Origin of the sequence: Rufibacter immobilis (genome assembly GCF_003721565.1) — a bacterium.
Taxonomy (GTDB): Bacteria; Bacteroidota; Bacteroidia; order Cytophagales; family Hymenobacteraceae; genus Nibribacter; species Nibribacter immobilis.
On sequence record NZ_RJJE01000017.1, the window covers coordinates 56477 to 69876 of the forward strand.

At 51.0% G+C, this 13400-nt stretch carries 11 protein-coding genes; 6 read left to right on the plus strand and 5 right to left on the minus strand.

Translation table 11 applies throughout. The features are described 5' to 3' along the window. Window positions 1-76: 76 nt before the first annotated feature. The 5 genes from EFA69_RS13075 to EFA69_RS13095 form a co-directional block, all read right to left on the minus strand. A complete protein-coding gene (locus tag EFA69_RS13075; RefSeq protein WP_123133572.1) occupies window positions 77-1948 on the minus strand; it encodes a M1 family aminopeptidase in 1872 nt (623 codons plus the stop codon). Window positions 1949-2203: 255 nt separating this feature from the next. Continuing rightward, on the minus strand, window positions 2204-2983 hold the full coding sequence (locus EFA69_RS13080) for an alpha/beta hydrolase (protein ID WP_317125633.1): 780 nt from the start codon (window positions 2981-2983) through the stop codon (window positions 2204-2206). Between the two features lie 151 nt (window positions 2984-3134). Further along, window positions 3135-3488, minus strand: coding sequence for a heavy-metal-associated domain-containing protein (locus tag EFA69_RS13085; RefSeq protein ID WP_123133574.1), 354 nt, complete (start codon window positions 3486-3488; stop codon window positions 3135-3137). Window positions 3489-3587: 99 nt separating this feature from the next. Next, window positions 3588-5804, minus strand: a complete 2217-nt coding sequence (locus EFA69_RS13090; protein ID WP_123133575.1) for a TonB-dependent receptor — start codon at window positions 5802-5804, stop codon at window positions 3588-3590. 93 nt (window positions 5805-5897) lie between these two features. Continuing rightward, on the minus strand, window positions 5898-6335 hold the full coding sequence (locus EFA69_RS13095; RefSeq protein ID WP_123133576.1) for an HYC_CC_PP family protein: 438 nt from the start codon (window positions 6333-6335) through the stop codon (window positions 5898-5900). 329 nt (window positions 6336-6664) lie between these two features. On the opposite strand from EFA69_RS13095, the gene mraZ reads away from it, so the two are divergent. The 6 genes from mraZ (at window position 6665) to mraY (ending at window position 13373) form a co-directional block, all read left to right on the plus strand. After that, a complete protein-coding gene (gene mraZ, locus EFA69_RS13100) occupies window positions 6665-7132 on the plus strand; it encodes a division/cell wall cluster transcriptional repressor MraZ (protein WP_123133577.1) in 468 nt (155 codons plus the stop codon). A 6-nt stretch (window positions 7133-7138) separates the two neighbouring features. Next, complete coding sequence (gene rsmH / locus EFA69_RS13105) at window positions 7139-8065, plus strand: 16S rRNA (cytosine(1402)-N(4))-methyltransferase RsmH (protein WP_123133578.1); 927 nt, start codon at window positions 7139-7141, stop codon at window positions 8063-8065. Window positions 8066-8102: 37 nt separating this feature from the next. Further along, a complete protein-coding gene (locus EFA69_RS13110; RefSeq protein ID WP_123133579.1) occupies window positions 8103-8543 on the plus strand; it encodes an FtsL-like putative cell division protein in 441 nt (146 codons plus the stop codon). Continuing rightward, window positions 8533-10686, plus strand: coding sequence for a penicillin-binding protein (locus tag EFA69_RS13115; RefSeq protein WP_123133580.1), 2154 nt, complete (start codon window positions 8533-8535; stop codon window positions 10684-10686). Before EFA69_RS13110 ends, EFA69_RS13115 begins: the two co-directional genes overlap by 11 nt. Beyond that, on the plus strand, window positions 10625-12088 hold the full coding sequence (locus EFA69_RS13120) for a UDP-N-acetylmuramoyl-L-alanyl-D-glutamate--2,6-diaminopimelate ligase (protein ID WP_123133581.1): 1464 nt from the start codon (window positions 10625-10627) through the stop codon (window positions 12086-12088). Before EFA69_RS13115 ends, EFA69_RS13120 begins: the two co-directional genes overlap by 62 nt. Window positions 12089-12155: 67 nt before the next feature. Further along, window positions 12156-13373: a phospho-N-acetylmuramoyl-pentapeptide-transferase gene (gene mraY / locus EFA69_RS13125; RefSeq protein WP_123133582.1), complete on the plus strand. Its 1218-nt coding sequence runs from the start codon at window positions 12156-12158 to the stop codon at window positions 13371-13373. Window positions 13374-13400: the final 27 nt, after the last annotated feature.

Sequence of the window (13400 nt, forward strand, 5' to 3'; positions counted from 1 at the left end):
AACGTAAATTCCCCGGAAAAGCGAGCAGCAGCTCAGCCCTTCCGGGGAATTTACGTTTAGGGAATCGTGCCAGATTCTATTTCACCTCATACACGTTGTCTCTGGGGTTGGTGTCTGGGATGTAGGTGCCTTTGAGTTCCAGCTTTTTCACGGCTTTGGTAGGGGTGAACTCCACCTGTACCGTGGTATTGCCTTTCTCCCACACAGAGATATCCCGTTTTACTTTGCTGGTAGTATTGTCTGCGTACGTGATGTTCAGCTCTACGGGAACTGGCTTGGTGCCTTTGGCTTCCACGGTTACCTGGTATTGAGTACCGTTTTTCTGCACGTGGGCAATGGCCAGATCAGGAATGCCGTCGTCAAAGAACCAGCGTTTCCAGAACCAGTTGAGGTTGCGGCCGGCCCCGGCATTCATGGAGTTGAAGAAGTCCCAGGGCAGCGGGTGCTTGCCGTTCCAGTTCCGGATGTAGGTGTGCAGCGCCTTGGTGAACAGCTCATTGCCCAGCATTTCCTTCACATAAAGATACCCGAAGGCGGGTTTAGGGTAGGAGTTCAGGTAAAATGCTGCCCCCGTCTGTTGCGTGGAGAGCGTAGTGATAGGCAAATCAACCTCCGTGCCTGCCATCATAGAGTAGGGCTGCACGCCGTAATCGTCTACCAGTTTGGGTTCAATGATGGAGGAGATGATCCACTCCCCAATGGTGGCCCAGCCTTCGTCCATCCAGCCGTACTTGGTTTCATTGGTACCCATGTAGAACGGGAACATAGTGTGAAAGATCTCATGGTCGGTGAGGGTGATGGCGTCTTCGCGGGTGGCCACCGGGTTGTCATTCACCATCATGGGGTATTCCATTTGGTCCAGGCCGTCAAAGATGGTTTCATGCGAGTAAGGGAAAGGCCACTTGGGAAACGTGTAGCTCATGGCCTCCACAGTTTTGCGCGCGAAATGGATCACCTCCTCAAAGTCTTTGTGCGCCGGGTTGAAAGCCACATCTACGCGGGTACGGCGTTTGGTAGCGGGATCTACCACTAAGCTGGTGGCGTTCCAGAGATAATGGTCAGACGTGGCGAAGGCGAAATCCACCACATTTTTGGCCTCAAACTTCCAAGTGTTCTGGGTGTTTTTGGCGGTGATGTCGCGGCGCTTGAGGTCTGTGCTGTCAATGATGGCAACAATGGCGTCTTTCTTCTCGGCGTCTTGCAGGCGCTTGGCGTACTTCTTGGTGAATACTTCCGAAGCGTTTTTCAGGTCGCCGGTGGCCCATACCACAAAATGCTGCGGCACGGTGATCTCCACATTGAAGTTGCAGAAGTCATTGTAGAATTCCTGCGGCCCCAGATAGGGGATGCGGTTCCAGCCGTCTACATCATCATACACGGCAATGCGCGGGAAAAAATAGGCCAGAAAAGCGGCTCCGGCTTCGTCTACCTGCCCGGTGCGGTTATGGGAGCCAGCGTTCAGCTGGTAATGGTAGGCCAGACTGAAACGGCCTTTCTGCTTAGGGGCAAGCGGCTTAATGCGCACGGTCATGTTGGTGTTCTCCATGCGCAGTTTCTGAACATCCTGCGGCTCCTGGTTCACATTCAGGCGCTCAATCTGGACACCTTCGCTCACATCTTTCGGGTCAATTCCGTTCGCGCGGGGGGCACCTTTCTGGTACAGGTTGGGGTAGAGCTTGAAAACAATCTGCTTGAGTGTGTCTGAGCTGTTGTTGGTGTAGTCAATCTCTACGGTGCCGGCTACTCTGCGCGAGGCCGGGTCATACTGAACCTTGATGGTGTAGTCGGCGGTGTTCTGCCAATAGTTTTTTCCGGGCGAGCCGTCTGCTTGGCGGGTTCCCTTTTGATAGGCTACCTCAATGTTGCGGGGCATGGGCAACTGCTGTGCAAAGGAACGGGCGCTGCCCGAGAGGGTGGCAACGAAAAGTAAATATTTCGCGATTTTCATGAAAAGCGAGCGTTGTAGTTGATGGGGTGGACGGACAAAGTATAAAGGTAACCTGTTTTTCCGTTGCATTTACTTGTTTGCCAAGAAGAAAAGAAAAGCCGTTTAGGGGCTGTTTTTTCAAAAACAGCCCCTAAACGGCTTTTGCCCAGATTCTATTGGGCAGGAAAATGCTAGATGAAGCCTTTGCCCCTCTAGCGTGCCAGCATAGTTTTCAGAAGAGCTTCTAGAAGTAGCTGAATTCTCTCTAAAGTTTACTTACAAGCCGTGGGCCTTCAGACTTTTACAGACGTGTTTGGCCACTTCTTCCCAACCGGTTTCACCGCAGATGAAGTGGCTCCGGTTGGGGAAAATTTTACACTCTGTGATGCTATCAGGGTCTGTGTAAGCTTCTGCGTTCTTACGGACCAGATCAGCAGGAATGATTTTGTCTTCAGAACCGCTCACAAACAGCAAAGGTACATGCGGTTTGGAAACGTCTACCTTGGCGGTTAGGCAGTCCCGGAAAACATTGCGGCTGTCATGGGTGGCTAATTTCTGATACATTTCCTTGGCTTCTTCCTCTGCCAACGTATTGGCGAAAACGCTGTGAAAGGTGTTCACATCCATGTAAATGGGTTCATCTCCTTTTAGTGGATTGGCGATGGTAACGCTGTTCTTGAAGAAAGACCAATCTAAGTCAAGCATACCGTTAGGAGCCACTGAACTGATAAGAACACCAGCTTCAATTAAACCACGGTTGGCCAAAATTTGAGTGATTAATCCGCCCACAGAGTGACCTATCACAATGGGTTTCGTGCCCAAGTCGTGAATAAGAGATTCCATCTCGGTAACAATTTCATCCAACCCTAGCTGGCCTAGATTAGCCGGTGGATTAGAGCGCAGTTTGGCTGGGTCGCCTGCGTGTAGGGGCCATGAGGGAGCTAAGCAATTATAGCCATGTTCTGTAAAATAAGCATCCCATTTGTCCCAACTTTTAGGGTTTTGGAACATTCCGTGAATAAAAATGATATTCCCCATAGTCGTGTTGTTTGTCATGCGCTATATACGCGGAAAACAATAGTTTGGAATAGAATCACATATGATTTACCCTATATGTGGTATATAAACTGAGAAACTTATGCATATAAACAGAGAGACCTACCAAATTGGTAGGTCTCTCTGTTATTGATGAAAGGAAATAAAAGGATTAGTGGATTCCCGCATCCTTTTTGCAACAGGCGTCCAGGCGATCATAAGCTCTTGGAGTAGCCTTTGAGTCATCGGCATCATAGCCTAAATCATTGACGGCTTTTTTCAGTTTCTCAACAGAGGTCTTCTGGTTGTTATACTGAACCGTGAGAATTTTGCTGTCCTCGTCTAAGGTGGCTTTCTCTACCCCCTTTTCATACGCCAGGCCCTTTTCTAAGGTGGCTTTGCACATACCGCATACCGCCGAAGTTTTAAATTTCACTTCTTCAGATTTCTTTCCGCCTTGGGCATACACCAACGTAGCAAGAGCGGTGAGCAGTAAAGAGAGGGTCAGGATTCTAAGGTTTTTCATGGGTTTATGAATGGTTAACGGTTGATTCTGTTTTAAAAGTGTTTTGCGAAAATCAGGCCAATTTACTTTAGGTTATTATTGTTTGGAAGTAAAATGACTTTACTTGATGGTAAACCGAAGTCCTGCATAAATTACTCGGCCAATAACCGGGGCCCAGACCATACTGGCATCAAAATCTTGGCTGAACGGCCGGTCTGCGGCTATGATAGGATTCTTCTGTTTGTAATCCAATAGGTTTTCGCCGCCCAGATATACTTCCCAGCGTTTAAAGGCCCGGGTGATCTGACCATTGAACACCGCATAAGGGTGAACAGTTCGCGTTCTGAAATCGCTGCCCTCATGCTGGTGTTCCATGGCCGGTACTGTTCTTGGACCAAACCATTGGGCCGTGAGGTCTGCCCGCCACTTGTCAAAAGGCGTTGCGAAGCCTAAGTTAAGAAACGCGCGGTGATTAGGAATAAAGGGCCGTTGTTCCAGTTGCCCGTTGTAGGTGGTGCGCACGTCAAAGTACTTGTAGGCAGCCTTCACATCTAACATGGAGCTAAGCTCATACTGCACTTCGGCCTGAAAACTCTTAGAGAAGGAACGGCCGTTGAGGTTGGTGAACACTACCTGATACGGGCTGCTGTACATGTCTGGCACTACCTGGTTCTGGAACGTGGTGTAGTAGTAGTCGGTGATAAAGGCACCTTTGCGTTCGCCCACCTCAAAGTACTGCGTGAAAGAACCACCCATGTTCCAGGCTTTTTCCGGCTGAAGGTTGTCTCTGAACACGAACTCACGATTACTGATGAGAGAAGCCACGTTCTCAGCAATAGGATTGGCTACCCTAAACCCTTTGCCGGCGGCCAAACGCAGAATGGTATTTGGAGTGAAGTCATATTTCACATTGAACCGAGGGGTGTACACCCACCCATACAAATTATGATGATCTGCTCTTATGCCGCCTACCAGGGTCAGGTTTTTGCTGTTCTGATACACGTATTCAAAAAATGCTCCCGGTACCCGCTCTTTGCGGCGAAGCTGCTGGCCCGCCAGATTTTCCTCATAGTCCTCCAGTTGGTAGCTTAGGCCGGTCTTGTACGTATGTGCCGTATTCCCAAACGCCGATTGAAAGATCAGATTGGCTAAACCACTGTTCTGGTGACCGTCATACGTTCTGGGGCCGTAGTGCGAATCAAATTGGTGCCGTGAACCAGATAAAATCAACCCAATGCTCTGGTAAGGTTTGTTCTTGAAGGTGTAAGAGGTCTTGGAAAAGCCGCTGATACGGTCTGTTTCAGACTCTGTGCCATAGAAGCTGCCTTCCTGCTGGGGCATTCCAGAACGGTAGTCTACTTGTCCGCCGGTGCGGGTCTCACGCAAGGCCTGAAAACCTACTTCAGCCACCCACTGTTTGCCGGTATTGTATTTCCACTTGTTGAAGACGTTGTAGTGTTTTCCCAAGGGTAAGTCCAGGAAACCATCATCGTTGCCGTCTACCCGGTTGCTGATCTGGTCTGTGTGCAGCATAAGCACGGTACTCAGTTTGGGAGTAAGGGTAAAGGAGGTGTTTAGGTTCGCGTCCCACTTGGCCAGGCTGTTTCCGTACAGGTTCAGGTACAGGCGATCTGACTTCTCAGGGTCTTTCAGCCGCACGTTCACCTGACCAGAGATAGATTCATAGCCGTTCAGTACTGATCCCGTTCCTTTGATAATGTCAATGGCGTCAATGTAAGTGCCAGACAGGTAATTAAGGCGGTACGGCGTGGCCAATCCCCGGAGGGCAGGCACGTTATCGGTTGTCATTAGGGTGTAGGAACCGTCCAAACCTAACATCTGAATCTGTTTAGCCCCGGAAACCGCATCAGAGGTGGAAACTTCTACAGATGCGTTTGTCTCAAAGCTCTCTGCTAAGTTACAGCACGCAGACTTGGTTAAGTCTTTGGCCGTAATCACCTGTGAATTGGTAGGCGTAAGCGCAGAGTAACGGTCCTGTTTGCCCGTTACCGTCACTTCCTGCAGGGAGGTGACGGCTTTTAGCTTTACCACCAAGTTACTCAGGTTTGCCACCTGCACGGTATCTGTTTTATACCCAATGTAACTGACGGCTACAGCAGTTTGGCCGGCCGGAGCGGGTTTTAGAGTAAAGGCGCCGTTGGCATCGGTGCTGGTGGCTTGGTTGCTGCCTACCCAAACCACAGAGGCACCAATTAGCGGAGCAGCGTTGGCGGCGTCTACTACGCGGCCAGAGAGGTCTTGGGCTACAGCTAAGAATGGAGTTAGCAGCCCCAAAAGTGTCAATGCCCAGAAAGCATGACGTGTATAGGAAAACATAGTATAATTTTTCATTTAAGTACAACATCAGAAACCTTGACCAACAGACATAGAAAGCCATGCCCAGGTCAGCGGAGCGAAAAATTGATGAACCTAAATGATGAGGATGTGCAGGCGGTGCAGAAGGTCTTTACCCGCCAGCGGAGGTGAAGTGTCTGTATAGAGTGGCCACGTGCTACTTTGCGCTGTGGCAGAAATCTGAGGAAGTAGAAAAGAACTAACCAGCATTGGCTGCAGCGTCAGTACCTCTACTTTGTCAAACTTGAGCGCAGATTGTACGTCCAGTTTGTGGTGGGTGGTGGAAACGGAGCAGCACTTTTGCTTCTCCACTTTGGCCGCCGCCTCAGGGCAGGAGGTGGGCTTCTGCTTTTTGGTGCAGCATCCCATCGCCTTCATTTCTTTAGAGGCGGCAGGTTTAGAATCCATTCCCAACATTGCGCAGAAACGCTGGGTTGCAGCCATCCCCACAGACCCTGTGAGCAGGCTAAACACCAGTAGGAGCAGCACAATATTTCTGGATTTCCACCGCATGCCGCAAAGATATGGAATTTTGCTCCACTTTCCTCCACTTCACACCTTTAGCTTAGTTTCCAAAGATTAACATTAGTCTGTCTTTCTTTAACTTGCTGATACATAGGTATTTGATGGTGTTTCACGTGTTATTTAGTAAATAATACTGAATGGTTTTCCAAAAGTTATCCCAAAGTGAGAGGGTAGAAATGTGGATAATGTGTATAAGTGGGGTGGATAACCATGATTTATCCACAAAGTGGGAAAAAGTGGGAAACCGTGGTTGACTTTGCTGCACCCTTTAGTACTTTTGCTTTGTACCAAAGACTGTAGTCACTACCACAACTGTCATGAACTTCCTCTCCGGCGAATATGAATGTAAGCTAGACCCGAAGGGAAGATTGGTGCTGCCTGCTAAAATCAAGGCCAATTTGCCAGATGAATGCGGGAATCAGGTGGTGTTGACGCGGGGCTTTGAACCTTGCCTGGTACTTTACCCCAGAACTGAGTGGAAGACCATTTATGACAAAGTTGCCAACCTGAACGAGTTCAATGAGGAATACCGCCATTTTCAGCGGAATTTCTTCAGGGGGAACACAGAAATAGAGCTTGACAATGCCGGCCGTTTCATCTTGCCGCGCACCATGGTGCGTTATGCTGAGATTGAGAAGGAAGCCATTGTGGTGGGCTTGGGCAACCGGGTAGAAATCTGGAACCCAGACAAGTACGATGAATTTTTAATTAAAGACCAGCAGAACTTCTCCCAATTGGCGCAGAAGTTCCTCGGGGATCAACCGAGTGCATTAAAACAAGAATAGAGGCCTATGCAGTACCATCAGCCCGTTTTGTTACAGGAGTCGGTAGATGCGTTGGCTATTAAGCCCGGCGGCATTTACGTAGACGTTACTTTTGGCGGCGGCGGCCACACTGCGTTCATCCTGGAGAAAATGGAGGGAGGGCAGTTGTATTCCTTTGACCAGGACACGGATGCCGAAAAGCAATCTGAAAAATTTATCTCTGAGAAGTTCACGTTTGTGAAGGCCAACTTCCGCTACCTGAAGAAGTACTTGCGGTTGTATGGTGTACGTCAGGTAGATGGGATTTTGGCAGATTTGGGCGTTTCTTCCCACCAGTTCAATACCGCCGAGCGCGGTTTCTCCACCCGTTTTGATGGCCCTCTGGATATGCGCATGGACAAAGATGGCGCACTTACGGCCCGTGATGTGGTCAATACCTATGAGGAAGAGCAGCTGCACAAAATCTTCGGGTTGTATGGCGAGGTGAAGAACGCCAGGACGTTAGCCCGGGAGTTAGTGTCGGCTAGAAACATAAACCCAATAGAGACCATCGCTGATTTTAAGCAGGCTATTGCCGGTTGTACGCCAAAAGGCAAGGAGAATAAATACCTGGCCCAGGTTTTCCAGGCACTCCGGATTGAGGTGAATGATGAGCTCAAGGCACTGGAGGAAATGCTGGAGCAGGCAGTAGAGGTGCTGAAACCAGGTGGAAGGTTGTCGGTGATTTCTTACCATTCCCTGGAAGACCGACTGGTGAAAAACTACATCGGCAAAGGGAAATTCTTTGGTGAAGTAGAGAAGGACTTCTTCGGTAACGAAATTAAACCACTGGATTCTGTCACGCGCAAGCCTATTGTGCCCAGTGCGCAGGAGTTGCAGGAAAACAACCGCTCCCGCAGCGCCAAGCTTCGGGTGGCCGTGAAAAGAGAGACGCAGGAATCGTCAAAGAAATAGAAAGGAAGTAGGGATCGAATAAATTTTACGATTGATTATGGCAGTCAATACTGTACGTCCGCAAGTGAATCGGCCGAAGGCAAACACCGTACGGGAGGTGCCTAAGGTAGAGAAGCCGCGTCCGGCACGGCCGCCACGCCAGAAGGGAACCAGCTTGTTTGAGCTGGTAGACAGGTACACCAAAGTGGATTGGTTTTTTGCCGAGGGGCTGCCGGTGCGGTACCTGCCCAAGGTGCTTTTCCTGATGGGGATCACGTTGTTCTATATAGGCAACACCCACTACGCAGACCGTACGCTCCGGCGCATAGACAAAACCAAAACCGAAACCGAAGATTTACGGGCCGACTACACCACGCTCAAATCTGAATATATGGAGGCTAGCAAGCAGTCTGAAGTGGCCCGTAACGTGGCACCCCAAGGCTTGGTTGAAAGCTCTACCCCACCCATACAAGTAGTAATCAGAAAAGATGAATATTAAGAGGTCCATCGTTACGCGAGTACGGGTGGCCTTTTTGGCTATCTGTCTTTTTGCGTTCGCTATTATTTACAAAGTAGGTTATATCCAGTTAAAGGATGGTGATCGCTGGCGCGAAATCGCCAATGAGAAGCGGTTCCATTACCAGCCAGTGTACGCGACGCGCGGGAACATCTATTCCAATGATGACCGCATCATGGCTACCTCCCTTCCATTTTATAGGGTGGCCTTTGACCCAACCATCTCGCCAGATGATGTTTTTGCCAAAGGCATAGACTCATTGGCGATCCAGCTGTCGCGTTTCTACGGCGACCGCTCCCCAGAGTATTACCGCCAGAAAATTAAGAACGCCCGTAGCGCCAAACGCAAATATGTGCGCCTGAACAGCCGCCTCATCAACTACCAGGACAAGAAGATGATGTCTAGGTGGCCCATCTTCAGAGCAGGTAAGAACAGGGGCGGCGTGATTTTTGAGAAGCTGGACCGCCGGTTCCTGCCCTTTGGGTCCCTGGCCAAACGAACCATTGGGTTCATCAATGAAGACCGTAAAGGCGCGGGGCTTGAATTCAGCTTTAACCGCCACTTGGCAGGCAAGGATGGTGAAGCGCTCTTTGAACGGATGGCGGGTGGGAACAAACCCATCAACGACGGCACTGAAGTAAAACCCATGCCTGGTTTTGATATTCAGACCACCATTGATATTAACCTACAGGACGTGGCCGAGAGTGCCCTCAGAAGAGCGCTCACCGAGAATGACGCCCACCACGGCTGTGTGATCTTGATGGAGGTAAGCACCGGCGAGATCAAAGCCATTGCCAACCTGGGCAAGCACGGAGAAGGGGTATATCTGGAAGATTACAACTATGCCGTTGGTAACCAGGGACGCACGGAGCCCGGTTCTACCTTCAAATTGGCTTCCATGATGGCCTTGCTGGAGGAAACCGATCTTCAGTTGACAGACACGGTAGACACTGGCGTGGGCTCTGAGCGGATTGGCGGAGCGGTGAAGACAGATACCCACGGGTACGGCAAAATTACTTTACAGCAGGTGTTTGAGAAGTCTTCCAACGTAGGGGTAGCCAAGCTGATTCAGCAGACATTTGAGAACAACCCCCAGAAGTACGTAGACTATTTGCACAAATTTGGGCTGCACCAGCCGCTGGGCTTCCAGATGAACGGTGAGGCCATTCCATACATCAAATCGCCTAAAGACCGCAGCTGGAGCCGTCCATCGCTGTCCACCATGTCAATTGGGTATGAGCTGAAAATTTCTCCGTTGCAGACGCTGGCTTTCTACAATGCGGTAGCCAACAATGGTGTGAAAGTTCAACCCATCATCGTGAAAAGCATTAAACGGGCAGATCAGGTGCTGGAGAAGTTTGAGGCCAAGGTGCTGAACCCTAAAATCTGCTCAGATGAGACATTAAAGCAGCTGAAACTGATGATGGAAGGTGTGGTAGAGAACGGAACAGCTAAGAATCTACGCAGCAAAGACTACAAAGTAGCCGGTAAAACTGGAACGGCCCGTAAAGTGATCAACGGCCAGTACACCCGCAAGTACTCTACTTCGTTTGTAGGTTATTTCCCGGCAGACAGACCTAAATACAGCTGTATTGTCATCATAGATAATCCGCAGCGCGGGGCCCAGTACGGGGGAGATGTGGCGGCGCCGGTTTTCCGTGAGCTCGCCGACAAAGCCTATGCCCAGGATCTGGCCATACATGCGCCTATGGCGCGTCGTCCGGCTGGGGTGCAGCCCAAGCTGCCGGTGCTGCACGCGGGAAGCCAGGAAGAGTTAACAGTTCTCTGCAACAAATTAGGCATCAGTGCCCACCCACTCAGCCCCGAGGAGGATTGGGTGCGGGTAGATACCCAGAAACACTCCGTGGCCTTGAAGCCGGTGCCCGTGAAAATGGGCCAGGTGCCAGATGTAAAGGATATGACGCTGAAAGACGCGCTCTATCTGCTGGGTAACCACGGGTTAAAAGTGCGGGCAATTGGATTGGGACGGGTGGAAAGCCAGAGCTTACCGCCCGGGCAGCCCGTTGCCAAAGGAACCATCATTACCATTACATTAAACAGAAATGGCGCAACTAGAACACCTGCTTCAGGTACTCCAGCCAACGCGATTGCTCGGGTCCACTAACCCCGAGCTTTCTGCGTTAACCATGGATTCTCGTCAGGCGGGCCCGGGCGTGGCTTTCTTTGCCATCAGGGGTACGCTCCGCGATGGCCATGATTACATTGACGCGGCGGTAGCGCAGGGCGTTTCGGTGGTTTTTTGCGAAAAAGAGCCGCTAAACGCCCCGCAGCAGGTGACCTTTGTGGTAGTACCCAACGCCGCCGAGGCCATGGGCCATGTTGCCGCCGAGTTCTACGGAAATCCATCCAAGAAACTGAAATTGGTGGGGGTAACCGGCACTAACGGGAAAACCACCTGCGTCACCCTTTTGCATAAGCTGTACCGTGACTTGGGCTACAACGCCGGGTTACTCTCTACCGTGCAGAACCAGATCAATGAAACCGTGATCCCGGCCTCGCACACCACGCCAGACGCGATCACCTTGCAGAGCCTGCTGGCCCAGATGGTGAAAGCCGGCTGCACCCACGCGTTTATGGAGGTAAGTTCGCATGCGCTGGTGCAGCACCGCGTAACGGGCGTGCAGTTTACGGGGGCGGTTTTCACCAACATCACCCATGACCACCTGGACTACCACGGCACGTTTGACGAGTACATCCGGGCCAAGAAATTGTTCTTTGACCATTTGGGCAAGAAATCCTTCGCGCTGGTGAACTCAGATGACAAGCGGAGCATGGTCATGTTGCAGAACACCAAAGCAGAGAAATATACGTACGCCCTGCGCAAAGAAGCCGATTTCAAAGCTCGCTTGATAGACAATTCCATTCAGGGGCTGCAGCTGGAGCTGGAAGGGCAGGAGGTTTGGTTCCGTCTGATCGGGACGTTCAACGCCTATAATCTTTTGGCGGTGTATGGCGCGGCCACCTTGTTAGGTGAAGACAAGCAGGAAGTACTGGCTAGTCTTTCTAACCTTACCTCGGCCGCCGGCCGATTTGATTACGTGGTGTCGCCGGGACAGATTACGGGTATTGTGGATTACGCGCACACGCCAGACGCGCTGGAGAATGTGTTGCAGACCATCAGCCAGATAAGAAAGCCGGAGCAGAAGGTGATTACGGTAGTAGGCTGCGGTGGAAACCGCGATGCCGCTAAACGCCCCGTGATGGCCGATATCGCCGCCCGGCTGAGCGACCGCGTGATTCTCACTTCTGATAATCCACGGGATGAAGATCCGCAGGAAATCCTTAACCAGATGCAGACCGGCGTGAAGCAGCCAGACCTGAAGAAGGCGCTATCAGTAGTGGACAGGCGAGAGGCGATTAAAACCGCGGTGCTCCTGGCCGAAGCCGATGACATCATTCTGGTGGCGGGCAAGGGACACGAAACCTATCAGGAAGTGAAAGGGGTGCGGTCGGCGTTTGATGACAAGCAGGTGCTGCAGGAGTCTTTCGCTCTGCTTCAGAAATAACCCCCAATGATTTAAAGATACTTGAAGGGAAGCCCGCAAGGGAATTTCCCTGGATAAACAGAAACGAATGCTTTATTACCTTTTTGACTTTTTAGACAAGCAGTTTGACCTGTACGGGGCGGGCGTAATGCGCTATATCTCGTTTAGGGCGGGTATGGCGGCCCTGTTGTCGCTCTTGATTGCCATGATCTTTGGCGGGCGCCTCATTAAAATGTTGCAGCGCAAGCAGGTGGGCGAGTCTATCAGGGATCTGGGGCTGGAAGGGCAGATGGAGAAGAAAGGCACGCCTACCATGGGCGGACTTATCATTCTGCTGGCCATTTTGCTGCCCACGCTTTTGTTCGCGCGCCTTAACAACGTGTACATCCTTCTCATGTTGGTGTCTACGGTCTGGCTGGGAGCCATCGGGTTCCTGGATGACTACATCAAAGTGTTCCGCAAGAACAAAGAAGGGTTGGCCGGTAAATTCAAGGTGATGGGGCAGGTTGGCCTGGGTTTGATTGTGGGCCTTACGTTGTTTTTCTCTGAGGATGTGGTGGTGCGGCAGTACCTCACAGCCAAAGGGTTAACAGCCATTGATTTCTCCAGTACCTACTATGACGTGCGCAAAATGATCACCACGGTGCCGTTCACCAAGAACAATGAGTTGGATTACCACCATTTCTTCAGCTTCGCGAGCCCTTTGCTGGGTTCTTACGCGCGTTTCCTGTACATCCCGCTGGTGATCATCATCATCACGGCCGTGTCCAATGGAGCCAACATCACCGATGGTATTGACGGATTGGCGGCAGGTACCTCAGCGATCATTGGAACCACGTTGGCGGTATTCGCTTGGGTGTCAGGTAACTCCATCTTCGCCGATTACTTTGACATCATGTACATCCCTAATACCGGGGAGCTCGTGATTTTCTGTACCGCCTTTGTGGGTGCCTGCGTGGGCTTTCTGTGGTACAACTCGTATCCGGCGCAAGTGTTCATGGGCGATACCGGTTCTCTGTCAATTGGCGGGATTATTGCGGTGCTGGCGTTGATTCTGCGCAAGGAGCTGCTCATTCCCATTCTGTGCGGGATTTTCCTGGTGGAGAACCTGTCGGTAATGCTGCAGGTGAGCTACTTCAAGTACACCAAGAAGAAGTACGGCGAGGGCCGCAGGATTTTCAAGATGTCGCCCCTGCACCATCACTACCAGAAGTTGGGTTACCATGAGTCAAAAATAGTGTCCCGTTTCTGGACCGTGGGGATCATGCTGGCCATCCTCACGCTGGTGACTTTAAAATTGAGATAAGCCGTTTAGGGGCTGTTTTTCCAAAAA

Excerpts from the sequence above, each read along its gene's own strand:
- rsmH (WP_123133578.1), top strand. The coding sequence starts at position 7,139 with ATGCAGTACCATCAGCCCGTTTTGTTACAGGAGTCGGTAGATGCGTTG.
- EFA69_RS13095 (WP_123133576.1), bottom strand. The coding sequence starts at position 6,335 with ATGCGGTGGAAATCCAGAAATATTGTGCTGCTCCTACTGGTGTTTAGC.
- EFA69_RS13080 (WP_317125633.1), bottom strand. The coding sequence starts at position 2,983 with ATGACAAACAACACGACTATGGGGAATATCATTTTTATTCACGGAATG.
- mraY (WP_123133582.1), top strand. The coding sequence starts at position 12,156 with ATGCTTTATTACCTTTTTGACTTTTTAGACAAGCAGTTTGACCTGTAC.
- EFA69_RS13090 (WP_123133575.1), bottom strand. The coding sequence starts at position 5,804 with ATGTTTTCCTATACACGTCATGCTTTCTGGGCATTGACACTTTTGGGG.
- EFA69_RS13115 (WP_123133580.1), top strand. The coding sequence starts at position 8,533 with ATGAATATTAAGAGGTCCATCGTTACGCGAGTACGGGTGGCCTTTTTG.
- EFA69_RS13085 (WP_123133574.1), bottom strand. The coding sequence starts at position 3,488 with ATGAAAAACCTTAGAATCCTGACCCTCTCTTTACTGCTCACCGCTCTT.
- mraZ (WP_123133577.1), top strand. The coding sequence starts at position 6,665 with ATGAACTTCCTCTCCGGCGAATATGAATGTAAGCTAGACCCGAAGGGA.
- EFA69_RS13110 (WP_123133579.1), top strand. The coding sequence starts at position 8,103 with ATGGCAGTCAATACTGTACGTCCGCAAGTGAATCGGCCGAAGGCAAAC.
- EFA69_RS13075 (WP_123133572.1), bottom strand. The coding sequence starts at position 1,948 with ATGAAAATCGCGAAATATTTACTTTTCGTTGCCACCCTCTCGGGCAGC.
- EFA69_RS13120 (WP_123133581.1), top strand. The coding sequence starts at position 10,625 with ATGGCGCAACTAGAACACCTGCTTCAGGTACTCCAGCCAACGCGATTG.